16 protein-coding genes are annotated in these 23,673 nt (G+C 57.3%); 12 read left to right on the top strand and 4 right to left on the bottom strand.

Translation table 11 applies throughout. The annotated features are described in order from the left end of the window. Window positions 1-195 precede the first annotated feature (195 nt). Together murB and birA are read left to right on the top strand one after the other, a co-directional pair. Window positions 196-1,224, top strand: coding sequence for a UDP-N-acetylmuramate dehydrogenase (gene murB, locus IM304_RS20905; RefSeq protein WP_193354565.1), 1,029 nt, complete (start codon window positions 196-198; stop codon window positions 1,222-1,224). Continuing rightward, entirely contained in the window at window positions 1,221-2,183 is a 963-nt protein-coding gene (birA, locus tag IM304_RS20900) for a bifunctional biotin--[acetyl-CoA-carboxylase] ligase/biotin operon repressor BirA (protein WP_193354564.1), read from the top strand. The genes murB and birA overlap by 4 nt, the downstream gene beginning before the upstream one ends. A gap of 35 nt (window positions 2,184-2,218) precedes the next feature. Here birA and bcsG read toward each other — a convergent pair whose 3' ends face one another. The 3 genes from bcsG to bcsE are packed head-to-tail and all read right to left on the bottom strand — an operon-like array spanning window position 2,219 to window position 5,644. Further along, complete coding sequence (bcsG, locus tag IM304_RS20895; protein WP_193354563.1) at window positions 2,219-3,898, bottom strand: cellulose biosynthesis protein BcsG; 1,680 nt, start codon at window positions 3,896-3,898, stop codon at window positions 2,219-2,221. Then, window positions 3,891-4,085: a cellulose biosynthesis protein BcsF gene (gene bcsF, locus IM304_RS20890; RefSeq protein WP_006808586.1), complete on the bottom strand. Its 195-nt coding sequence runs from the start codon at window positions 4,083-4,085 to the stop codon at window positions 3,891-3,893. Before bcsF ends, bcsG begins: the two co-directional genes overlap by 8 nt. Next, a complete protein-coding gene (bcsE, locus tag IM304_RS20885; protein WP_193354562.1) occupies window positions 4,082-5,644 on the bottom strand; it encodes a cellulose biosynthesis c-di-GMP-binding protein BcsE in 1,563 nt (520 codons plus the stop codon). The genes bcsF and bcsE overlap by 4 nt, the downstream gene beginning before the upstream one ends. Before the next feature lie 173 nt (window positions 5,645-5,817). On the opposite strand from bcsE, the gene bcsR reads away from it, so the two are divergent. The 9 genes from bcsR to IM304_RS20840 all read left to right on the top strand — a co-directional run bounded on the left by bcsR (window position 5,818) and on the right by IM304_RS20840 (window position 21,675). After that, complete coding sequence (bcsR, locus tag IM304_RS20880; protein WP_003861175.1) at window positions 5,818-6,006, top strand: cellulose biosynthesis protein BcsR; 189 nt, start codon at window positions 5,818-5,820, stop codon at window positions 6,004-6,006. An 11-nt stretch (window positions 6,007-6,017) separates the two neighbouring features. Continuing rightward, window positions 6,018-6,770 carry a cellulose biosynthesis protein BcsQ gene (bcsQ, locus tag IM304_RS20875; protein WP_148420492.1) on the top strand — a complete coding sequence of 251 codons (753 nt, stop codon included), beginning with the start codon at window positions 6,018-6,020 and terminating at the stop codon, window positions 6,768-6,770. Further along, window positions 6,767-9,382, top strand: a complete 2,616-nt coding sequence (bcsA, locus tag IM304_RS20870; protein ID WP_193354561.1) for a UDP-forming cellulose synthase catalytic subunit — start codon at window positions 6,767-6,769, stop codon at window positions 9,380-9,382. Before bcsQ ends, bcsA begins: the two co-directional genes overlap by 4 nt. A 10-nt stretch (window positions 9,383-9,392) precedes the next feature. Then, complete coding sequence (gene bcsB, locus IM304_RS20865; protein ID WP_193354560.1) at window positions 9,393-11,816, top strand: cellulose biosynthesis cyclic di-GMP-binding regulatory protein BcsB; 2,424 nt, start codon at window positions 9,393-9,395, stop codon at window positions 11,814-11,816. Between the two features lie 6 nt (window positions 11,817-11,822). Further along, window positions 11,823-12,929, top strand: coding sequence for a cellulose synthase complex periplasmic endoglucanase BcsZ (gene bcsZ, locus IM304_RS20860; RefSeq protein WP_193354566.1), 1,107 nt, complete (start codon window positions 11,823-11,825; stop codon window positions 12,927-12,929). After that, complete coding sequence (gene bcsC / locus IM304_RS20855) at window positions 12,911-16,393, top strand: cellulose synthase complex outer membrane protein BcsC (protein WP_193354559.1); 3,483 nt, start codon at window positions 12,911-12,913, stop codon at window positions 16,391-16,393. The genes bcsZ and bcsC overlap by 19 nt, the downstream gene beginning before the upstream one ends. Before the next feature lie 120 nt (window positions 16,394-16,513). Beyond that, window positions 16,514-18,520 (top strand): biofilm formation regulator HmsP, encoded by a 2,007-nt coding sequence (gene hmsP / locus IM304_RS20850; protein ID WP_193354558.1) that lies wholly within the window; start codon window positions 16,514-16,516, stop codon window positions 18,518-18,520. A gap of 159 nt (window positions 18,521-18,679) precedes the next feature. Beyond that, entirely contained in the window at window positions 18,680-19,966 is a 1,287-nt protein-coding gene (dctA, locus tag IM304_RS20845; protein WP_063450025.1) for a C4-dicarboxylate transporter DctC, read from the top strand. Window positions 19,967-20,187: 221 nt separating this feature from the next. Continuing rightward, a complete protein-coding gene (locus IM304_RS20840; RefSeq protein ID WP_148420497.1) occupies window positions 20,188-21,675 on the top strand; it encodes a pitrilysin family protein in 1,488 nt (495 codons plus the stop codon). Window positions 21,676-21,725: 50 nt separating this feature from the next. Here IM304_RS20840 and IM304_RS20835 read toward each other — a convergent pair whose 3' ends face one another. Further along, window positions 21,726-22,655, bottom strand: coding sequence for a sugar kinase (locus IM304_RS20835; RefSeq protein WP_148420498.1), 930 nt, complete (start codon window positions 22,653-22,655; stop codon window positions 21,726-21,728). Window positions 22,656-22,886: 231 nt separating this feature from the next. Between IM304_RS20835 and pdeH the strand changes: the two genes are divergently transcribed. Then, window positions 22,887-23,660: a cyclic-guanylate-specific phosphodiesterase gene (gene pdeH, locus IM304_RS20830; protein WP_176609245.1), complete on the top strand. Its 774-nt coding sequence runs from the start codon at window positions 22,887-22,889 to the stop codon at window positions 23,658-23,660. The last annotated feature ends 13 nt before the right edge of the window (window positions 23,661-23,673 follow it).

Here is a 23,673-nt window from a genome sequence, read left to right as displayed (position 1 = left end):
AACGCCGTAGCGCCGATGGTAGTGTGGGGTCTCCCCATGTGAGAGTAGGGAACTGCCAGGCATCAAATAAGTGAAGAGGCCATCCGGAAGGATGGCCTTTTTGCGTTTTGGGACTTTCCTCGTTTCCATAAACAAATCACCTATCCCCCCGTATATACGGTAAACTATCCCGGTTTTTGCATCAGGATAGCGTCTATGAACCACTCTCTTAAGCCCTGGAATACCTTTGGTATTCAACGAAATGCTACTCAAATTGTACGTGCCGATAATGCTCAGCAGCTGCTAAAAGCGTGGCAGAGCGCAACAGAAAACGGTGAACCCGTACTGATTCTGGGCGAAGGAAGTAATGTCCTGTTTCTTGATGATTTTGCGGGGACGGTAATCGTCAACCGCATCATGGGGATCGAGAGTAAAGAGAGTGCTGACAGCTGGCATTTACACGTAGGTGCCGGCGAAAACTGGCATCAGCTGGTGCAATATACCCTTGAAAAAGGGATGCCCGGACTGGAAAACCTGGCCCTTATCCCGGGCTGTGCAGGATCGTCCCCGATTCAAAACATCGGCGCCTACGGCATCGAACTGAAACACGTCTGTGAATATGTCGACTGTATTGAGCTGGCCACGGGAAAAGCTCAACGCTTAACCGCAGAGCAGTGCCGCTTTGGCTATCGCGACAGTATTTTTAAGCACGATTATCAGGATCGTTTCGTCATTGTGGCCGTTGGGCTACGCCTGGCGAAGGACTGGAAACCCGTTCTGACCTATGGCGATCTGACTCGCCTCGATCCGGCGACCGCCACGCCTCGGGACGTGTTCGATTCCGTTTGCCATATGCGAATGACAAAGCTCCCCGATCCAAAAGTGAACGGAAATGCGGGCAGTTTCTTCAAAAACCCGGTTATCAGCAGCGAAAACGCTAAAGCGCTTCTTGCAGGCTGGCCAACGGCTCCGCATTATCCCCAGCCGGATGGCAGCGTGAAGCTGGCCGCGGGCTGGCTTATCGATCAATGTGAATTAAAAGGCACCACGGTCGGCGGCGCGGCGGTTCATCGTCAGCAGGCACTGGTACTGATCAATCAATGCAGCGCAACAAGCGATGACGTCGTCAGCCTGGCGCACCTTGTTCGTCAGCGCGTGGGTGAAAAATTTAACGTCTGGCTGGAGCCTGAAGTTCGCTTTATAGGCCGAACGGGCGAAGTGAATGCCGTGGAGACCATTTCGTGAAGGACAATACAATCCCGTTAACGCTGATCGGCATTCTTGCAGATGGAGAATTCCACTCTGGCGAGCAGCTGGGTGAACAGCTGGGCATGAGCCGCGCTGCAATCAATAAGCATATTCAGACGCTCCGCGACTGGGGTGTGGATGTGTTTACGGTACCAGGAAAAGGCTACAGCCTGCCGGAACCGATCCAGTTGCTCAATGAAGAGACTATCCGCAGCCAGATTGGGCACGGTAATGTCGCGGTATTGCCGGTCATTGATTCGACGAATCAGTATCTGCTGGATCGCCTGAGCGAGCTGACATCCGGCGATGCCTGCGTTGCTGAGTATCAACAGGCCGGGCGAGGCCGACGCGGTCGCAAGTGGTTTTCGCCATTTGGTGCCAACCTTTACCTCTCCATGTACTGGCGGCTTGAGCAGGGGCCGGCTGCGGCTATCGGGCTGAGCCTGGTCATCGGTATCGTGATGGCTGAGGTCCTGCACGATCTGGGCGCGGATAAAGTCCGGGTAAAATGGCCGAACGATCTCTATCTCAACGATCGTAAACTGGCAGGTATCCTGGTTGAGCTGACGGGAAAAACGGGCGATGCCGCGCAGATCGTCATTGGCGCCGGGCTGAACATGGTGATGCGAAACGTGCAAAACGACGTGGTGAACCAGGCCTGGACCAACCTTCAGGAAGCGGGGATCGCCATCGATCGCAACACGCTTGCCGTTCGCATGATCAACGAGTTGCGAAGTTCGCTGACGCTCTTTGAGCAAGAGGGTTTAGCCCCGTTCCTGTCCCGCTGGGAGAAGCTGGATAACTTTATTAACCGACCGGTTAAGCTGCTGATTGGCGATAAAGAGATTTACGGTACGTCACGAGGTATTGATGCGCAGGGGGCGTTGCTTCTTGAGCAGGATGGCGTGACTAAGCCCTGGGTAGGCGGTGAAATTTCGTTGCGAAGTGCTGAGTAATCCTCTCCCCACAGGGGAGAGGGTGTAGCAGGCTATCACTGCGGATACGGCACCCAATCCCCGGCATTCAGTCGGACATAAGGTTTGTTCTGATACTTGATCACAACCGCATTGGCGTTTTCCGATACTTCTGCCGTCTGCGGCAAGCCGCTGGTGAGCTGATCCCAGTTCACGCTATCTTCCACGAACAGCTTACCGTCTACCGCACGGGCGACCAGCTCGGAGATCGCCAGATAGCTGCTTGGCTGAGTGATCTCAACTGGCGCACCCTGATGCGGCGCTTTCATGCCGAAGAACTTAATCCCGGCCGGAACGTTAGTGATGGACGGGCTTGGGATATCGCGCAGACCGGACACCTGCATCCTGTCGCCCTTCAGCGCTCCTCCGTGTTCTGGTACCACCACCACCATCACTTTACGACCTGATTTTTCCAGCTCGTTAAAGAACGCATCCAGCTCGTCAAAGAACTTCTGCGCGCGGGCCTTATAATCGGCCGTTTTGCTCACGCCCGGATAATGGTTCCCGTCGTGAAGCGGCAGCGTGTTATAGAACGTCGCGCTGCGTGTTCCTTCTTCCTTACCGACGGTATCTAACCAGCGCTGAAGCACGGCGGTATCGTCATACACCGGCGAGCCATCGAAGCCCAGCAGCGTTACCGGCAACCCTTTCTGATCCATCAGCGGGGCCTGCATTCCACCTTGTTCACGCACTTCTTTCAGGAAGTTCCCGAACAGGCCGTTATGGCCCATCATCAGGTGTTGCGTAAAGCCCAGTTTTGCCAGGTTATCAAACAGGTAACACTGGTTTGCGGCTGGCTGATAGAGGTTCTTATGTGAAGGCTGACCGCAGCTCGCGCGCAGCAGGCGGATAGCCGCCGGGCCGCTGTACGAGGTGGCGGAATTGAAGTCTTTAAACTGAATATCGAAATGCGACCACAGCGGATGCGACATTAAGCCAGCCGCATCAACGTCAGCCCAGGACAGAGAGCAGATGTTAATGACCAGCAGCTCAAACGGCTGAGCATCGGCAGGCAGCGCGTCCGGGAATTTCGTCTGACGCTTATCTTCCGCAGCGTAAAAACTGGCCAGCCACGCGTTCAGGTTGGTGGACGTCGGCGGCGCAGTCTGCGCCGGAATATCTCCCACAACGGGCGTATCCCCTGCTGTTGCGACGGTAGCAGCGGCGGAGCCGCCCGTGGTGGCCACGGTTGAGGTCGGCTGACCGGCTGGCCACAGAGAGAAGCTCGGGCCCGTCAGCGTCAAGACGTTAAGCCAGACCATAATCGCAACGACAAACACCGTCACGCGGATCCACTGGGAAAGGAACAGCCACGCCACCAGCAGGACGAAGACGGCACCGATCATTTGCCAGTTAATAAAGCGCTCAACCAGATCGAGCAAATAGTCCGAACTGAAGCCCGCGACCTGAGAGCCCTGGCTCATGATGCTTTCGGGGCCAGGCAGCCAGGTATCATGCCAGAACAGGCCGAAACCGATGGGAATGGCGATCCAGTGGCGAATACGGTGCAGCCTGAGGTTCGGGATGGGCATCAGCAGGAATGCCATAAACACCAGGTTAAGCAACGGGTGGAAATTCAGGTAGCCTGCCCAGAGCAGGCCAAACTTCACCAGGAAATAGAAATTCCAGCCGGACAGGCCGCGCCAGTATTGCCACAGTGGCGACGGCGCCGACGAGGTATAGGTAGAGTTAGTCATGTTTTCGGTTTGCCTTGACGTTCGGAGCGCGAGTCAGTGTTCCGGCGGGTTTGATATAGCGAGGTTTAACAAACAGTAATCTGACCGTATCGCGAATACGGCGCAGGGAATGGCGCGCATAGTAACCAAGCGGCAAAAAAATCAGCGCACACAGAACGACCAGTTGGATGATATCGCTGATGTTCATAATGGGGCGCTCTCCTCGTTCTCGTCTAATAAGCGCTGCGGCTCGGGAATTCGACGCCAGATTTGGCCGTCATGTTTCGCATTGAGCACCGGTGTAGCGCCGCTTGTTACAGGCAAAGGTTTTGCCCACTGTTCTGGTGCCAGAGTACGCATCTGGACGATTTCAGCAGCGATCAGGTTATCTTCGAACCAGATCATGCGGTTGGAGAAAATATCCCCGGTAGGCAGCGGGAAGATGTGGTTCAGCGCAGTATCGAGATCGTTCACCCGGCAGAAGGAGAGGAACAGTACCAGGCGGTTATCGCCAATGGTCATGATATCCCCGACGCGGTTAGGGCGGCACAGCGTGAGCGCCTGCTCAACGCGAATCCCCGGCACGGGACGCAGGGCAACCATCACGCCTTTACCGTCAGCCGGCAGCAGCGTATTGCTCATCATATTGCTGACCGCATCGCAGAAGGTGTCCCACTTCTGGTAGCCACGCAGTTTCATCGGCTGCGTCATTGAGAGCAGGGTGCTGATATCTTCCGGAACATGTCGGCTAAACTGCTGGCCCTGAATGCTTTCGATCAGCGTCAGGCAGCGCGACAGGGGAGCATTCCAGGGGATGACCATATTGGCGCCGCAGCCCAGCAGTAAACGCTCATCGGTGGCACGCAGGCTGGTCGTATTTTCACGCACTACGATTTTTAACGCGCTTCCGCGCTGACGGCGTAGCGTGTGAATGTGCCTCGCCAGCGTTTCGATTTGGTTATTCTGAATCAGCGAGAAAATAATGGTCGCCGCCTGCGTTGTGCGGGCTTCCTCAAATAAGGCTTCATTGGTATCGAACAGTGACCAGTTTTCAGAAAGCGCAGGCGCACCTTCCAGTACCGCAATATGGCTCAGAATGCGTTTTTCATCACTGCGCGGCTGAACCACCGTCTCTTCCTGCTGTGCGAGATGCCACTCGTCCCCGACATGGTTGAGGGTAAGCTGCTGTCGGGCACTCACCCCTTTTTCATTGCACCAGAAAGCAATATCGTAAAGATAGCTGTCTGCCTGAGCGCGGATACTGGCCAGGCCATACAGAGAACGGTATTCACTCATTAAAAGTGAAAAAAGCTTGTCATTATTACTGCCTGGGTTAACAACCAATACGGTGCAGTTTTGATTTTTAGCCCAGCGGTTGATTCTTCCCAGCCATTTTTGCAGTTTTTCAGTTTGAATATTTTGCAGGCCATTATTAGAACATTTCAGAATCAGCAAATAGCGTTCGGGAACAATAGAACACTGAATATCGCGGGGTAAATAGTATAGACTGTTGGTATCCTCAGGCATGGAAAATAATCGTACTGTCTGGGGTCCACGGTCAGTTTCGAGCCTGATGACAGTCTTTGGCTCTTCGCCCATCGTAATGACGGCAACGCGGGAATCCTTACCCTGCGCCGCTATCGTCTGGTTTACCAGACTGATGGCATCAGCATTACGATCCGTATTAACCCACCAGACTCCTCCGACTGGCATGTGGCGCAATTCGTCCCATAATGACTGGATGCCAATAGAAAATATGGAGTCCACGGTGTCCCTCTTTCGTCGAATTTCTATGCCTCTCAGTTTACTAGCGAAAGCGTAGAAATAAACCTAACATTGAAATTAAAGAACATCAGATTTAGCATGTAAATGAAATTTCGTGGGCAGGACGCCTCGCTGCATCTGAATCTTATGATTTTACCCAAAGGGATGAAATAAGAATGCAAAATAACGAACCCGCAACGCCGGTCGATTCAAGCCTGGGTTACACATTCCAAAACGATTTTCTGGCGCTCACGCAGGCCTTTTCTTTGCCAGAAATAGACTACACCGATATTTCCCAGCGGGAACAGTTGGCCGCGGCTATTAAACGCTGGCCGTTATTAGCTGAATTTGCCCAACAACAATAAGGAAGCCATTGATGGCCGTACTAGGATTACAAGGCGTCCGTGGTGGGGTAGGTACAACTTCCGTTACCGCGGCGCTGGCGTGGTCATTGCAGGTATTAGGTGAATCGGTACTGGTCATTGATGCCTGTTCCGATAATTTGTTGCGCATGTCATTCAATGTCGACTTTACGCATTCAAACGGCTGGGGGCGCGCGCTTCTGGACGATAAAGACTGGCGGGATGCGGGTTTACGCTATACCTCCCAGCTCGATTTGCTACCCTTTGGGCAACTAACCGAAACCGAGCGCGGCAATGAAGCCGCGTTTCAGCGTCTTTTCTCTCGCTTCACCACCGCATTGCAGAGCCTGAAAGAGAAGGGGCACTATCAGTGGATCCTGCTGGACCTGCCGCACGGCGCGGCCTCGCTGACCCGCCAGCTCCTGGCGCAGTGTGACCATGTGCTCTCCATCGCGAACGTGGATGCGAACTGCCATATCCGTCTGCACCAGCAGGCGATGCCCGCGAATGCCCATATTTTGATTAACGATCTGCGCATTGGCAGCCAGATCCAGGACGATCTGTACCAGGTTTGGCTTCAGAGCCAGCGCCGCCTGTTGCCGATGGTTATTCATCGTGACGAAGCGATGGCGGAGTGCCTCGCTTCGAAACAACCGCTTGGGGAATACCGTAGCGATTCGCTGGCGGCGGAAGAGATCCTGACGCTGGCAAACTGGTGTCTGCTGCACTTTGCAAAACGACCGGAGTCTGCCGGGAGTACAGCATGAGTCGCGTTGCCAACTGGTTGCTCATCCCGCCGGTCAGTTCGCGCTTAAGTGAACGCTACCGCCATTACCGCCATCACGGCGCCTCCTCGCTGAGCGCTGCGTCAGGCTGCTTCTGGATGGTTCTGGCGTGGATGTTTCTTCCCCTCGAACATCCTCGCTGGCAGCGTATTCGTGCGCGCCACGACGAGCTCTATCCGCATATCAATCCGGACAGGCCGCGGCCGCTGGATCCGGCGCGCTACCTTATCCAGTCCATCTGGCTACTGACGACCTCAACGGGCGTGGAGAAAAAAACGTCCCGCTGGCGCAGCTTCGATCGCGTGCAGCACTTGCGCGAGCGCTATCACCAGTGGCTGGATCGGCTACCCGACCGCGTCGGCGACCGAACGGGTCATCTGGATCACCATAAAGAGCTCGGGCACCTCCACCCGGGCTTGCGCCGTTTTATTCTCGGCGTGGTTGTGGCGTTCTCGCTCATTCTGGCGCTGGTCTGCATTACCCAGCCGTTCAACCCGCTGGCGCAGTTCACCTTCCTGATCCTGCTGTGGGGCGTGGCGCTGCTGGTACGGCGCATTCCTGGGCGTTTCTCGGCCCTGATGCTGATTGTGCTGTCGCTGACCGTCTCCTGCCGCTACATCTGGTGGCGATACACCTCTACCCTGAACTGGGACGATCCGGTCAGCCTGGTGTGTGGGTTAGTTCTGCTGTTTGCGGAGACCTACGCGTGGATTGTGCTGGTGCTGGGTTACTTCCAGGTTATCTGGCCGCTGAACCGACAGCCGGTACCGCTGCCAAAAGATACCACCCAGTGGCCGTCGGTCGATCTCTTCGTGCCGACCTACAACGAAGATCTGTCGGTGGTGAAAAACACCATTTACGCCGCGCTGGGCATCGACTGGCCGAAGGATAAAATCAAAATCTGGATCCTGGACGACGGTGGCCGCGCCGAGTTCCGCCAGTTCGCAGACGAAGTGGGGGTTGAGTACATCGCCCGTACCACCCACGAACACGCGAAAGCCGGCAACATCAACAACGCGCTCAAATATGCCAAAGGGGAGTTCGTCTCCATCTTTGACTGCGACCATGTGCCTACGCGCTCGTTCCTGCAAATGACCATGGGCTGGTTCCTGAAGGAGAAAGAGCTGGCGATGATGCAGACGCCGCACCACTTCTTCTCGCCGGATCCGTTTGAACGTAACCTGGGCCGCTTCCGTAAAACCCCGAACGAAGGCACGCTGTTCTATGGCCTGGTGCAGGACGGAAACGACATGTGGGACGCGACGTTCTTCTGCGGCTCCTGCGCGGTTATCCGCCGTAAGCCACTGGATGAAATCGGCGGTATCGCCGTTGAGACGGTCACGGAAGATGCTCACACCTCCCTGCGTCTGCACCGTCTTGGCTACACTTCTGCCTACATGCGTATTCCGCAGGCGGCGGGGCTGGCTACGGAATCGCTTTCCGCTCATATCGGCCAGCGTATTCGCTGGGCGCGCGGCATGGTACAGATCTTCCGCCTCGATAACCCGCTGATGGGCAAAGGGCTGAAGCTGGCGCAGCGCCTCTGCTACGTCAACGCCATGTTCCACTTCCTGTCGGGCATTCCACGGCTTATCTTCCTCACCGCGCCGCTGGCGTTCCTGCTGCTTCACGCTTACATCATCTACGCTCCCGCGCTGATGATCGCCCTGTTCGTTCTGCCGCACATGGTTCACGCCAGCCTGACGAACTCGAAGATTCAGGGGAAATACCGCCACTCGTTCTGGAGCGAAATCTACGAAACGGTGCTGGCCTGGTACATCGCGCCGCCAACCATGGTGGCGCTAATCAACCCGCATAAAGGGAAATTCAACGTCACCGCGAAGGGCGGGCTGGTGGAAGAGGAGTACGTCGACTGGGTGATCTCCCGGCCGTATATCTTCCTGGTGCTCCTGAACATCGTGGGGGTAATTGCCGGGATCTGGCGCTACTTCTACGGCCCGGAAAACGAAATTCTGACGGTATTTGTGAGCATGGCGTGGGTGTTCTATAACCTGATCATCCTCGGTGGCGCGGTGGCGGTATCGGTGGAAAGTAAACAGGTTCGTCGCGCGCATCGCGTCGAAATCAGCATGCCGGCGGCCATTGCCCGCGAGGATGGCCATCTCTTTTCCTGCACCGTACACGACTTCTCTGATGGCGGTCTGGGCATCAAGATCAACGGCCAGGCGAAGGTGCTGGAGGGGCAGAAGGTCAACTTGCTGCTCAAGCGCGGCCAGCAGGAGTATGTCTTCCCGACGCAGGTTGTGCGCGTGAGGGGCAGTGAAGTTGGCCTGCAGCTGATGCCGTTGACCAAAAAGCAACACATTGATTTTGTGCAGTGTACGTTTGCCCGCGCGGATACGTGGGCTCTCTGGCAGGACAGCTTCCCTGAGGATAAGCCTCTGGAAAGCCTGCTGGATATTCTTAAGCTGGGGTTCCGTGGCTATCGTCACCTTGCAGAATTTGCCCCGTCGTCGGTGAAATTAATTTTCCGGTCACTTACTTCGCTGGTTTCCTGGGTCGTGTCGTTCATTCCGCGCCGGCCCGAGCGAGATGAAGCGAAGCAGGCGGACCCGGTTATGGCTCAACAATGATGATAACGCGATGAAAACAAAACTTTCCTGGTTATGTGCAGTGGCAATGGGGATGAGTGCGCTCCCTGCAACAGTGGCTAACGCAGCGCCTGACAACGCGGCGACCACGCCTGCGCCAACGGTGCCTGTCGTCGCGCAGGCGACCGATCCGGTTGTGACTGCGGCGCCGGGGCAGACGGAAAACGTCACCCCGAATCAGCCGACAGCGGGGAATACGCTGCCCGCCGACAGCCCGGTTGTCGGTCAGGTGATGCCCGGCGTGCCCGGGGCCAGCGCGCCGGTAGTGGCGGAAAATACGCCGTCGCGTGATGTGAAGCTGACCTTTGCCCAGATTGCGCCGCCGCCCGGCAGCATGGTGCTGCGCGGTACTAACCCGAACGGCGGCATTGAATTTGGCATGCGCAGCGATGAGCTGGTGTCGAAAGCAATGCTGAACCTGGAATACACGCCATCACCGTCGCTGCTGCCGGTGCAGTCCCAGCTTAAGGTTTACCTGAACGACGAGCTGATGGAGGTTCTGCCGGTCACCAAAGAGCAGCTGGGTAAGAAAACCCTGGCGCAGGTTCCGATTAACCCGCTGTTTATCACCGACTTTAACCGCGTGCGTCTGGAGTTTGTCGGCCACTATCGCGACGTCTGCGAAAATCCGTCCAGCAGCACGCTGTGGCTGGACGTTGGTCGTAACTCCTCGTTGCAGATGACCTATCAGCCGCTGGCGCTGAAAAACGATCTCTCCGCCTTCCCGGTGCCGTTCTTCGACCCGCGCGATAATCGCCCGCTGAATCTGCCGATGGTCTTTGCCGGCGCGCCGGACGTAACCGAACAGCTGGCGGCGACCATCGTGGCATCGTGGTTTGGCTCCCGCTCCGGCTGGCGCGGACAGAGCTTCCCGGTGATGTACGACAAAATGCCCGACAAAAACGCCATTGTGTTTGCAACCAACGCCAGGCGTCCGGCGTTCCTGCGCGACCATCCGGATGTGAAAGCGCCGACCATCGAGATGATGAGCCACCCGGACAACCCGTACGTGAAGCTGCTGGTGGTCTTCGGGCGTGACGAAAAAGATCTGGTGCAGGCCGCGAAGGGCATTGCCCAGGGAAATATCCTGTTCCGCGGCAACAGCGTCGTGGTGGATGAGGTGAAACCGCTGCTGGCGCGTAAGCCTTACGATGCGCCGAACTGGGTGCGCACCGACCGCGCGATCACCTTCGGCGAGCTGAAAACCTATGAAGAGCAGCTGCAGTCAACCGGGCTGGAACCTTCTCCGGTGAGCCTGTCCCTGAACCTGCCGCCGGATCTGTATCTGCTGCGCACCAACGGTATCGATATCAACCTGAACTACCGATACACCGCGCCGCCAACCAAAGACAGCTCGCGCATGGATATCAGCCTTAACAACCAGTTCCTGCAATCGTTCAGCCTGGCCAGTAACCAGGAGACAAACCGGTTGATGCTGCGTCTGCCGGTTCTGCAGGGGCTGCTGGACGGTAAAACCGATGTCTCTATCCCGGCGCTGAAGCTGGGGGCGATAAACCAGCTGCGGTTTAACTTCCAGTATATGAACCCGATGCCGGGCGGTTCGGTGGAAAACTGTATTACCTTCCAGCCGGTGCAAAATCACGTGGTGATTGGCGATGATTCCACCATCGACTTCTCGAAGTACTACCACTTTATTGCGATGCCGGATCTGCGTGCGTTTGCTAACGCCAGCTTCCCGTTCAGCCGCATGGCGGATCTCTCTGAATCGATTGTTGTAATGCCAAAAGCGGCCAACGAAGGTCAGGTTGCCACCCTGCTCGACACCATGGGCACCGTCGGGGCGCAAACCGGCCTGCCGGCCATTAACGTGACGGTGACGGATGACGGTAGTCAGATCCAGGATAAAGACGCCGATATCATGGTCATCGGCAACATCCCGGACAAGCTGAAAGACGAGAAGCGCGTCGATCTGCTGGTGCAGGCGGCCCGGTCCTGGGTCAACACCCCGCTGCGCCAGACCGAGTTCCCGAGCATCATGCCGGACAGCGGCGATCGTCAGGCCAATATCAAGACGACCGTAAGCTCAACGGGCCCGATGGCCGCGATTGTTGGCTTCCAGTCCCCGTACAACGACCAGCGCAGCGTTATCGCCCTGCTGGCGGACAGCCCGCGCGGGTATGAACTGCTCAACGAGGCCATGAACGACAGCGGTAAACGAGCGGCAATGTTCGGTTCCGTCTCGGTTATTCGTGAGTCGGGCGTCAACAGCCTGCGCGTGGGGGATGTTTACTATGTGGGCCATCTGCCGTGGTTCGAGCGTCTGTGGTACGCCCTCTCTAACCATCCGGTGCTGCTGGCCGTGCTGGCTGCGCTCAGCGTGGTACTGCTGGCCTGGGTGCTGTGGCGTCTGCTGCGGATCATCAGCCGCCGTCGACTTAACCCGGACCATGAGTAAGCTGTGATGAAAGTCTTTCGCGGATGTGTACTGGCAGCATTGATGCTGGCGACGACGACGCTTCACGCCGCCTGTAACTGGCCTGCATGGGAGACGTTTAAAAAGGATTACATGAGCGAAAGCGGGCGCGTGATCGACCCCAGCGACGCGCGCAAAATCACCACCTCCGAAGGGCAAAGCTACGGTCTGTTCTTTGCCCTTGCCGCAAACGACCGCAACGCGTTCGATCTGCTGCTGGCATGGACGCGCGATAACCTCGCCGGAGGGGATTTAGCGCAACAACTCCCTGCCTGGCTGTGGGGGAAAAAGGATGAAGAAACCTGGGCGGTTATCGACGATAACTCTGCGTCTGATGCGGATATCTGGATTGCCTGGTCGCTGCTGGAAGCCGGGCGGCTGTGGAACAATCCCGATTACACCCGCACGGGTAAGGCGCTGTTAACGCGCATTGCCCGCGAGGAGGTGGTGAAGGTGCCTGGGCTGGGCTCTATGCTTTTACCGGGTAAGGTCGGTTTTGCCGACGAGAACGTCTGGCGCTTCAACCCCAGCTACCTGCCGCCGCAGCTTGCGGGCTATTTTACCCGTTTTGGCGCCCCGTGGACGACGCTACGGGAAACCAACCTGCGCCTGCTGCTGGAGACCGCGCCGAAAGGGTTTTCCCCTAACTGGGTGAAATACCAGAAAAAGGGCGGCTGGCAGCTGAAGCAGGATCCGACCCTGATCGGCAGCTACGATGCGATTCGCGTCTATCTCTGGGTGGGGATGATGAACGATAACGATCCGCAAAAAGCCCGGCTTCTGGCGCGTTTCAAGCCCATGGCGACCACGACAATCAGGCAAGGCTTGCCGCCGGAGAAAGTGGATGTGGCAACGGGGAAACGCACCGGCGACGGGCCGGTAGGGTTCTCTGCCTCGCTGCTTCCGTTCTTACAAAACCGGGACGCGCAGGCGGTGCAGCGTCAGCGCGTCGCCGATCGTTTTCCCGATAACAATGCCTATTACAGTTACGTTCTGACCCTGTTCGGACAAGGGTGGGATGAGCATCGTTTTCGCTTCACCGCGCAAGGTGAATTAATACCGGACTGGGGTCAGGAATGCGCACGTTCACAATAAATCTACTCACCTTATCGCTTGGCCTGGCGCTGATGCCCCTGGCCCAGGCCGCCAACTCCCCGCAGCAGAGACAGCTGCTGGAACAGGTCCGTCTGGGCGAATCCACGCAGCGCGAAGATCTGGTGCGTCAGTCGCTTTATCGCCTCGAGCTTATCGACCCCAACAACCCGGATGTTATTGCCGCGCGCTTCCGCTACCTGTTACGGCAGGGCGATACGGCGGGCGCGCAAAAAGAGCTGGATCGCCTGAAAGGGATGGCGCCAGACTCGGGCGTGTACCAGTCCTCCCGTAATACCATGCTGCTCTCCACGCCGGAGGGGCGTCAGGCCTTACAGCAGGCCCGCCTGCTTGCCACTACCGGCCATACGCAGGAAGCCATTGCCGCGTACGACAAACTGTTTGACGGTAATCCGCCTACCGGCGAGATCGCGACAGAGTACTGGAACGTAGTGGCGAAAGAGCCTGCCCGCCGTAATTCGGCCATAGGCCAGCTTAAAAACATTAACGCCAGCAGCCCGGGCAACGCCCAGCTACAGGCTTCGCTGGCGCAGCTTCTGTTCGAGGACGGACGCCGCGATGAAGGGTTTGCGGTGTTGCAGCAGATGGCTAAATCAAACAATGGCCGCAGCCAGGCGTCGGATATGTGGTACCAGCAGATCAAGGATCTGCCGGCCAGCAGCGCCAGCGTGACTGCACTGCAAAAATACCTGAGCGTGTTCAGCGATGGCGAAAACGTGACGGCAGCGCGCGCCCAGCTTGAAGCGCAGCAAAAACAGCTCGCCGATCCGGCGTTCCGCGCGAAAGCCGAAGGGTTAGCCGCGGTGGATGCCGGGCAGGGCAGCAAAGCGGTGGCCGAGCTGCAAAAAGCGGTCAGCGCCAACCACGCCGACAGTGAAGCCGTCGGCGCGCTGGGGCAGGCCTATTCACAAAAAGGCGATCGCGCCCGCGCGGTGGCGCAGTTTGAAAAGGCGATCGCTCTCGATCCCCAGAGCGAAAATCGCGGGAAATGGGACAGCCTGCTGAAGGTCAACCGGTACTGGCTGCTGATCCAGCAGGGTGATAACGCCCTGAAGGCCAACAACCCGGCTCAGGCGGAACGCTATTACCAGCAGGCGCGCAGCGTCGATAACGCGGACAGCTACGCGGTGCTGGGGCTGGGTGACGCGGCGGCGGCGCGTAAAGATAACGACGCGGCCGAACGCTATTACCGCCAGGCGTTGCGCATGGACAGCGGCAACAGCAACGCGGTGCGCGGCCTTGCCAATATTTATCGCGCGCAGTCCCCGGAGAAAGCGACACAGTTTATTCAGTCTCTCTCTGCCAGCCAGCGCCGCAGCATTGATGATATTGAACGCAGCCTGACGAACGAGCAGCTCTCGGCCCAGGCTGAACGGCTGGAAAGCCAGGGGAAATATGCCCAGGCCGCAGAAATTCAGCGCCGCCGCCTTGCGCTTTCGCCGGGCGACGTGTGGATCACCTACCGTCTGTCGCGCGATCTGTACAGCGCGGGCCAGCGCAGCGAGGCGGATAACCTTATGCGCCAGCTGGCAAGCCAGAAGCCGGGCGATCCGGAGCAGGTGTACGCCAGCGGGCTTTACCTGTCCGGTAACGATCGGGATCGTGCCGCGCTGGCACATCTGAATACGCTGCCGCGCGACAGGTGGAACGGTAATATCCAGGAGCTGGCGGAACGTCTGCAAAGCAATCAGGTGCTGGAAACCGCTAACCGCCTGCGCGACAGCGGTAAAGAGCAGGAGGCGGAAGCGCTGCTTCGCCAGCAGCCTGCGTCCACCCGTATCGATCTGACGCTGGCGGACTGGGCGGAACAGCGTGGCGACCGCGACGCCGCGAAAAACGCCTACAGCACCGTCCTGCAACGCGAACCGCAGAACGAAGACGCTATTCTCGGCCTGACCGAAGTGTATATTGCGCAGGGCAACAAGGACGCGGCGCGCGCGACGCTGGCGACGCTGCCGGCGGAGCAAAACGGCGAACCGCTCTCCATCAATATGCAGCGCCGGCTTGCCATGGCGCAGGCAGGCCTGGGCGATTCGGCCGCAGCAGAAAAGACCTTCAACGCCATTCTTCCTCAGGCAAAGTCGCAGCCGCCTTCTATGGAGAGCGCGCTGGTGGTGCGTGATGCCGCCCGTTTCCAGGCACAAAGCGGTCGGCCTCAGCAGGCGCTGGATACATATAAAGACGCGATGGTCTCCTCGGGCATTACCACGGCCCGCCCGTCCGATAACGACAGCTTTACGCGCCTGACGCGTAACGATGAAAAAGATGACTGGCTGAAGCGCGGCGTGCGCAGCGATGCGGGCGATCTGTACCGTCAGCAGGATCTTAACGTCACGCTGCAACACGATTACTGGGGATCCAGCGGTACGGGAGGGTATTCCGACCTTAAAGCGCACACCACCATGCTTCAGGTTGACGCGCCGCTGTCGGACGGTCGAATGTTCTTCCGTAGCGATCTGGTCAATATGAACGCCGGCTCCTTTGATACGGACAACGGCACCTACGATCCAACGTGGGGTACCTGCGCCGAAACGCCATGTCGCGGCAGCACGAATCAGTCGGCCAACGGCGCCAGCGTGGCCGTCGGCTGGCAGAATAACACCTGGGCGTGGGATATCGGTACCACGCCGATGGGCTTTAACGTTGTGGACGTGGTGGGTAGCCTGAGCTACAGCAACGATGTAGGGCCGATTGGCTACACCCTGAACGCCCATCGTCGTCCGGTTTCCAGCTCCGTGCTGGCGTTTGCCGGGCAAAAAGATCCCAATACCGATACCACCTGGGGCGGCGTGCGGGCTACCGGCGGCGGCGTGAGCGTGAGCTATGATAAAGGCGAAGCTAACGGTATCTGGTCAAGCCTGAGCGCCGACAGCCTGACCGGGAAGCATGTGGAAGATAACTGGCGCGTCCGCTGGATGACCGGCTACTACTACAAGCTCATCAACAAAAACAATGAGCGCCTGACGGTCGGCGTGTCGAACATGCTGTGGCACTATGATAAAGACTTAAGCGGCTATTCGCTGGGTCAGGGCGGCTACTACAGTCCTCAGGAGTATGTATCGTTCGCCTTACCGGTGAACTGGCGCAAGCGCACGGAGAACTGGTCATGGGAGCTGGGTGGCTCCGTCTCCTGGTCCCATTCAAAAACAAAAGATGTGATGCGTTATCCGCTGCAGGGGCTGATCCCCGACAATGAGCCAGGCCGTTATACCGATAAAGGGGTGATGGAAACCGGCAGCAGCTCGTCGGGCACCGGTTATACCGCGAGGGCGATTGTTGAGCGCCGCGTGACGTCCAACTGGTTTGTCGGTCTGGGCGTCGATATTCAGGAAGCGAAAGATTATACCCCGAGCCACGCGCTGCTCTATGTGCGCTATTCTGCCGCGGGCTGGCAGGGTGATATGGACTTACCGCCGGAACCGCTGGTGCCTTATGCAGACTGGTAATCGGATTTTCTCTTAATCTAATTGTAAGTCTCTCTTAAAAGTCCAGCTATCGGGTATACTCGGGCGCACCAGGTTTACACCCTGGTGCGCCCTGCGCTTCGAGTTTTGTGGAGAGTCATTTTGCGTGTCAGCCGTTCCTTAACGATCAAACAGATGGCGATGGTGTCTGCCGTCACAATGCTGTTTGTCTTCATCTTCTGCGTTATTTTGCTGTTTCATTCCGTACAGCAGAATCGCTATAACACGGCCTCGCAACTGGAAAGTATCGCCCGCTCGGTGCGGGAACCGCTGTCAGCCTCGATCCTGAAAGGGGATATTCCCGAGGCGGAATCTATTCTGAAACGCATCCAGCCCGCCGGTATCGTAAGCCGCGCAGACGTCGTGCTGCCTAACCAGTTCCAGGCGCTGCGGATGAGTTTTATTCCTGAGCGCCCCGTCCCGATGATGGTGATGCGCATGTTTGAGCTGCCGGTGCAGATTTCGCTGCCCCTCTATTCACTGGAAAGGCCTGCCAACCCGCAGCCGCTGGCGTATCTGGTGTTACAGGCGGACTCGTACCGCATGTATAAATTCGTCATGAGCTGGGTTGCTACGTTAGTAACTACTTACTTACTTCTGACGTTAATGCTGAGCGTGGCGCTGACGTGGTGTATCAACCGGCTGATTGTGCATCCCCTGCGCCGCATCGCCCGTGAGCTGAACGATCTCTCCCCGCAGGAGCACGTCGGGCATCAGCTTGCCCTGCCGCGCCTTCACCACGACGATGAAATCGGCATGCTGGTCCGGAGTTACAATATCAACCAGCAGCGCGTTCTGCGCCAGCAGGAAGAGCTGAGCAACAACGCCACCCGCTTCCCGGTTTCAGACCTGCCAAACAAAGCGTTTTTGATGGCCTTGCTGGAGCAGATCGTGGCCCGCCAGCAGACCACCGCGCTGATGGTGATAGCCTGCGAAACCTTGCAGGACACGGCAGGCGTGCTGAAAGAGAGCCAGCGCGAGATGCTGCTGCTGACGCTGGTGGAAAAGGTGAAATCAGTGCTGTCGCCGCGGATGGTGCTCACCCAGGTGAGCGGCTATGACCTGGTGGTTATTGCTCACGGTGTAAAAGAGCCGTGGCACGCCATCACGCTAGGTCAGCAAGTACTCACTGTCATTAATGAGCGGCTGCCCGTGCAGGGCATCCAGCTTCGCCCGAGCGCCAGCATCGGCATTGCGATGTACTACGGTGGCCTGACCGCCGAGCAGCTGTACCGTCGCGCTTTCTCGGCGGCGTTTACCGCGCGCCGTAAAGGGAAAAATCAGATCCAGTTCTTTGACCCGGAGCAGATGGAAAAAGCCCAGCAGCGCCTGACGGAAGAGAGCGACATTCTGACGGCGCTGGACAATAGCCAGTTTGCGCTCTGGCTACAGCCGCAGGTGAATTTGAGCACGGGCGAAGTAACCAGCGCCGAAGCGTTGCTGCGTATGCAGCAGCCGGATGGCGCGTGGGAACTGCCTGAAGGCATGATCGAGCGTATCGAGTCCTGCGGCCTGATGGTGACCGTGGGGTACTGGGTGCTGGAAGAGTCCTGCCGCCAGCTCGCGGCCTGGCAGCAGCGGGGCATCACTCTGCCGCTGTCGGTGAATCTTTCTGCGCTACAGCTGATGCATCCGACCATGGTGTCGGAGATGCTGGAGCTGATCCAGCGCTACCGCATTCAGCCAGACACGCTGATTCTGGAAGTCACCGAGAGCCGTTGTATCGACGATCCTGACGACGCCGTCGCCATTCTGAAACCGCTGCGCAATGCCGGGATCCGCATTGCGCTGGATGATTTTGGGATGGGCTATTCAGGCCTGCGCCAGCTTCAGCACATGAAGGCCCTGCCGGTGGACGTTCTGAAAATCGACAAAACCTTCGTTGAGGGATTACCGGAAGACAGCAGCCTGGTGCAGGCCATTATCCAGATGGCGCACAGCCTGAACCTGCACGTGATTGCCGAAGGTATTGAAACCGAAGCCCAGCGCGAGTGGCTGGCTGCGGCGGGCGTTAAGAGCGGGCAGGGCTTCCTGTTTGCCCGCGCCGTGCCGTCGGATATTTTCGAACAACGCTATCTCGCCGATGCCGGCAATAAAGCAAAAGTGTAATTTTGTTGCTGGCTTGTGCGAGCCAGCTCAAAGTTCTTAACATTTGTGTTTCAAATTTGAACCTCGTTTATTTCTGTCCTGTTATGTGGGTGTTATTTTAAAGCCGCAGGTTAACCATAACCTTACAAAACCTGTGGTTTTTCTTTTCAAGGACACCCTATGAAAACCTCACTCTTTAAAAGTCTTTACTTCCAGGTCCTGACAGCCATCGCAATCGGTATTTTGCTCGGTCACTACTACCCGGAACTGGGCGCGCAGATGAAGCCGCTCGGCGACGCGTTCGTTAAGCTGATTAAAATGATTATCGCGCCGGTAATTTTCTGTACCGTGGTGACCGGTATCGCCGGCATGGAAAGCATGAAGGCGGTCGGTCGTACGGGGGCAGTCGCCCTGCTGTACTTCGAGATTGTCAGTACCATCGCGCTGATTATCGGCCTGATTATCGTTAACGTGGTGCAGCCTGGCGCGGGCATGAACGTTGACCCGGCCACGCTGGATGCGAAGGCGGTGGCGGTTTACGCTGAACAGGCGAAAGATCAGGGGATTGTCGCCTTCCTGCTGGACGTTATTCCGAGCAGCGTCATCGGCGCGTTCGCGAGCGGAAACATCCTTCAGGTGCTGCTGTTTGCCGTGCTGTTTGGCTTTGCCCTGCATCGCCTGGGCAGCAAAGGCCAGCTGATTTTTAACGTCATTGAAAGCTTCTCGCAGGTTATCTTCGGCATCATCAATATGATCATGCGTCTGGCCCCGATTGGCGCATTCGGCGCAATGGCCTTCACCATCGGTAAATACGGCGTCGGCACGCTGGTACAGCTGGGCCAGCTGATTATCTGCTTCTACATCACCTGTATTCTGTTTGTGGTCGTGGTTCTCGGCTCCATCGCCCGCGCGACCGGCTTCAGCATCTTCAAATTTATCCGCTACATTCGCGAGGAGCTGCTGATTGTTCTCGGCACGTCTTCCTCTGAGTCCGCGCTGCCGCGCATGCTCGATAAAATGGAAAAGCTGGGCTGCCGTAAGTCGGTGGTGGGGCTGGTTATTCCTACGGGCTACTCGTTTAACCTGGACGGTACCTCCATATACCTGACGATGGCGGCGGTCTTTATCGCCCAGGCCACCAATAGCCACATGGACATCTTCCATCAGATTACGCTGCTGGTGGTGCTCCTGCTCTCCTCGAAAGGGGCTGCGGGGGTTACGGGAAGCGGATTTATCGTGCTGGCGGCGACCATCTCTGCGGTTGGCCATCTGCCGGTGGCGGGCCTGGCCCTGATTCTGGGTATTGACCGCTTTATGTCTGAAGCCCGCGCGTTAACCAACCTGATCGGCAACGGCGTGGCGACGGTGGTGGTAGCGAAATGGGTGAAAGAGCTGGATCACAAGAAGCTCAACGATACGTTAAATAATCGTCCTTCTGAGGACAAAACCCCCGGTTTATCCTCTTAATCCCTCATAAATGCCCGTATTCCCTTGTGGGGATGCGGGCACCTGCGCATAATAACCGCTCATACCTGTCATAATTCGACAAGATTTTTTTTGGGTATATTTCGCTTCCGTCCGTGACGTTTAGCCGAACACGCTGTCTAATCGGATGTTTTCATCGTCATATTTGAGTGCTCACGTCGCGAGACACTCTCTTTAACCAGGAATGTTGATCAGGGGTTCACATGCAGGGCACAAAAATTCGACTCTTAACCGGCGGTTTGCTGATGATGGCAGCAGCCAGTTATGTGCAGGCAGATGCGCTCCAGCCAGACCCGGCCTGGCAACAGGGAACACTGGCGAACGGGTTCCAGTGGCAGGTATTAGCCACTCCGCAACGTCCGAGCGATCGCATCGAAATTCGTCTTTCTGTGAATACCGGCTCCCTCACTGAAAGCACCCAGCAGACCGGCTTAAGCCATTTTATTCCTCGACTGGCGCTCACCCAGAGCGGCAGTTTGCAGGCGGTTCAGGTGCGTTCGCTATGGCAACAGGCCATCGATCCTAAACGCCCGCTGCCGCCGGCTGTTGTCTCCTACGACTACACCATGTTTAACCTGAGCCTGCCTAACAACCGTAACGATCTGCTTAAAGAAGCGCTCACCTACCTTTCCGATGCAACCGGCAAACTGGCAATCACGCCCGAGACCGTTAACTATGCGCTGAGCAACAGCGACATGGTTGCGACCTGGCCTGTGGATACCAAAGAAGGCTGGTGGCGCTACCGCCTGAAAGGCTCAACGCTGCTTGGCCACGACCCGGCAGAGCCGCTGAAGCAGCCGGTTGATGCCGGGCAGGTAAAATCGTTCTACCAGCAGTGGTATACCCCGGACGCCATGACCCTGATTGTGGTCGGCAACGTGGACAGCCGTGCGGTAATCGAGCAAATCAACAAAGCGTTTGGCGACCTGAAAGGGAAGCGTGAAACCCCGGCTCCTGTTCCAACGCTCTCTCCGCTGCGTCCTGAAGCGGTCAGTATCATGACCGATACGGTGCGTCAGGATCGTCTTTCGATGATGTGGGATACCGCCTGGCAGCCAATCCGCGAGTCCTCGGCGCTGCTGCGTTACTGGCGCGCGGACCTGGCGCGTGAAGCGCTGTTCTGGCACGTTCAGCAGACGCTCAGCAAGAACAACGTGAAAGATATTGGCCTCGGCTTTGACTGCCGCGTGCTGTTCCAGCGCGCGCAGTGCGCCATTAACGTGGAGTCGCCGGGCGATAAGCTGAACGCGAATCTCGCCGTGGTGGCAAAAGAGCTGGCAAAAGTGCGGAAAGAGGGGCTGTCTGAAGAGGAGTTTAACGCCCTGGTCGCGCAGAAATCCCTCGAATTGCAGAAGCTGTTCGCCACCTATGCCCGCGCCGATACCGATATCTTAATCAGCCAGCGCATTCGTTCCCTGCAGAATCAGGTTGTGGACATCGCGCCGGAACAGTATCAGAAGCTGCGTCAGGACTTCCTCAGCGGGCTGACCGTTGAAATGCTGAATCAGGATCTGCGTCAGCAGCTCTCGCAGGATATGGCGTTGATTCTGCTGCAGCCGAAAGGTGAGCCTGAGTATGACATGAAGGAGCTGAAGGCGACCTGGAGCGCCATTATGGCAACCGCGCCGCAGCCAGCACAGGCGGCGGATGATTTGCACCAGGACGCGAGCGATATTCCGCAGGGTCAGTAAGGCCCGAGGTTCTTTATTCCCTCTCCCTGTGGGAGAGGGTTAGGGAGTGCTTAAGCAGGCATCGCCTCGCGCGGAATAATCGCTCCGCGATACTGAATCACCGTGCTGGCCGTTAAATGGCCACGCTGCGCCGCCGCTTCCGGCGTTCCGCCCGTCAGACGTACCGCCAGATAGCCCGCGCTGAAAGAATCTCCCGCCGCGGTGGTATCTATCACTTTCTCTTTCGCCAGCTTCACCGCCGGGACCTCTATTACGGCTTCACCCGCAACCGCCACGAGGCAAGAGTCTGCCCCGCGCTTGATCACCACTTCGCTGACCCCGGCGGCCTGCGTCCGGGCAATTACCTCATCAACCGGTTTTTCGCCCCACAGCGCGTCTTCGTCGTCCAGCGTCAGGAAGGCGATATCGGTGCATTCCAGCATCTGCTGGTAGACCTGCTGCGTCTCTTCGCGGCTGGCCCACAGGCGCGGACGGTAGTTGTTGTCGAAAATCACCTTACCGCCATTGGCGCGACATTCGCGCAGCAGTGACAGCAGCTTCTCACGGCTCTCCTGGCTCAGGATCGCGAGGCTGATCCCGCTCAGATAGAGGTAGTCAAAGGTGGCCAGTTCTTCGCAAATCGCCGCGGCGGCATCGCTTTCCAGCCAGAATTTGGCGGCCGCCTCGTTGCGCCAGTAGTAGAAGGTCCGCTCGCCGGTGCTGTCGGTTTCGATGTAGTACAGGCCCGGCAGACGGTTTTCCATGCGCTGGATCAGCGACGTATTAACGTTTTCACCCTGCCAGGCTTCCAGCATCTGCTGGCTGAAGCTGTCCGTTCCCAGCGCGGTAACGTAGTTCACGCTTAGCGCGTCGGGAGCAACCTGACGGGCAATATAAACGGAGGTGTTCAATGTATCGCCACCAAAACCGCGGCTGACTTCCGCGCCTTTCTGGGACAGCTCAATCATGCATTCGCCAATCACGGCAATTTTTTTAGACATAGTCGTGAACCTGAACAGAGTAATTAAAGGTAGTGTGCGCTGTGTGTTTTTTACGGTCAACCATATTAAAACGACGTTCCATTATTTTTTTTGAGCCAGCGCGTGTTCCGGTACATTTCTGTCATCTTAATTTCATTTTCCCGGTGAATTGAACATAAAGTTCTCACCTGGTGGGCCGATAACTCAGTGACGAGTCCAGAAAGGCTATCCCCACACAACAGGACATCCGAAATGAAGTCAGAGCAGGTTATCCAGCGGCTGAGCACTACGCCTGAGGCAAGTATTGAGAACTTGCAGGAGCATCGCTACTGGCTGCAATGTGAGCGAGCGTATACCTATCAGCCCATCTACCGTACCGACGGTCGGTTAATGGCGATTGAGGTATTAACGGTCGTCACGCACCCCTCGAATCCGTCACAGCGAATTGCGCCGGACCGCTATTTTGCGGAGGTAGCCGTGCGTCAGCGCATCGACGTGCTGGAAGAGCAGCTGAGAATGCTGGCGACGAAGCGGGCCTTCTTTGAGCAGCACGGTATTCTGGCATCGGTGAACGTGGATGGCCCAACACTTATGGCGTTACGTCAGAACGCGGCGTTGCAGGCCCTGATTGCCACCCTGCCGTGGATGCGGTTCGAGCTGGTGGAGCATGTTCGCCTGCCGCAGGACTCCTCGTTTGCCTCGATGTGTGAATTTGGCCCGCTGTGGCTGGATGACTTCGGTACCGGTATGGCGAACTTCTCGGCGCTGAGCGAAGTGCGTTATGACTACATCAAAGTGGCCCGCGATCTGTTCATTATGCTGCGCCAGACGCCGGAGGGACGAAACCTGTTTACGCTGCTCCTGCAGCTGATGAACCGCTATTGCCAGGGCGTCATTGTAGAAGGCGTTGAAACGCTGGAAGAGTGGCGCGACGTGCAAAATTCTCCGGCGGCGGCGGCCCAGGGCTATTTCCTCTCTCGCCCGGTGCCTATGGATACCCTGGAAAAGGTAATAACCACGCTCTGATCTGCCCGCTTCC

Source organism: Enterobacter cloacae complex sp. P40C2 (assembly GCF_014930695.1).
Taxonomy (GTDB): domain Bacteria; phylum Pseudomonadota; class Gammaproteobacteria; order Enterobacterales; family Enterobacteriaceae; genus Enterobacter; species Enterobacter pasteurii.
This window is presented reverse-complemented; position numbering and strand designations above follow the sequence as displayed.

Bases quoted from the DNA above. Each gene is read 5' to 3' on its own strand.
- bcsA (WP_193354561.1), top strand. From the start codon at position 6,767: ATGAGTCGCGTTGCCAACTGGTTGCTCATCCCGCCGGTCAGTTCGCGC.
- bcsF (WP_006808586.1), bottom strand. From the start codon at position 4,085: ATGAACATCAGCGATATCATCCAACTGGTCGTTCTGTGTGCGCTGATT.
- bcsQ (WP_148420492.1), top strand. From the start codon at position 6,018: ATGGCCGTACTAGGATTACAAGGCGTCCGTGGTGGGGTAGGTACAACT.
- IM304_RS20835 (WP_148420498.1), bottom strand. From the start codon at position 22,655: ATGTCTAAAAAAATTGCCGTGATTGGCGAATGCATGATTGAGCTGTCC.
- bcsC (WP_193354559.1), top strand. From the start codon at position 12,911: ATGCGCACGTTCACAATAAATCTACTCACCTTATCGCTTGGCCTGGCG.
- dctA (WP_063450025.1), top strand. From the start codon at position 18,680: ATGAAAACCTCACTCTTTAAAAGTCTTTACTTCCAGGTCCTGACAGCC.
- bcsZ (WP_193354566.1), top strand. From the start codon at position 11,823: ATGAAAGTCTTTCGCGGATGTGTACTGGCAGCATTGATGCTGGCGACG.
- bcsR (WP_003861175.1), top strand. From the start codon at position 5,818: ATGCAAAATAACGAACCCGCAACGCCGGTCGATTCAAGCCTGGGTTAC.
- pdeH (WP_176609245.1), top strand. From the start codon at position 22,887: ATGAAGTCAGAGCAGGTTATCCAGCGGCTGAGCACTACGCCTGAGGCA.
- bcsB (WP_193354560.1), top strand. From the start codon at position 9,393: ATGAAAACAAAACTTTCCTGGTTATGTGCAGTGGCAATGGGGATGAGT.
- IM304_RS20840 (WP_148420497.1), top strand. From the start codon at position 20,188: ATGCAGGGCACAAAAATTCGACTCTTAACCGGCGGTTTGCTGATGATG.
- murB (WP_193354565.1), top strand. From the start codon at position 196: ATGAACCACTCTCTTAAGCCCTGGAATACCTTTGGTATTCAACGAAAT.
- bcsG (WP_193354563.1), bottom strand. From the start codon at position 3,898: ATGACTAACTCTACCTATACCTCGTCGGCGCCGTCGCCACTGTGGCAA.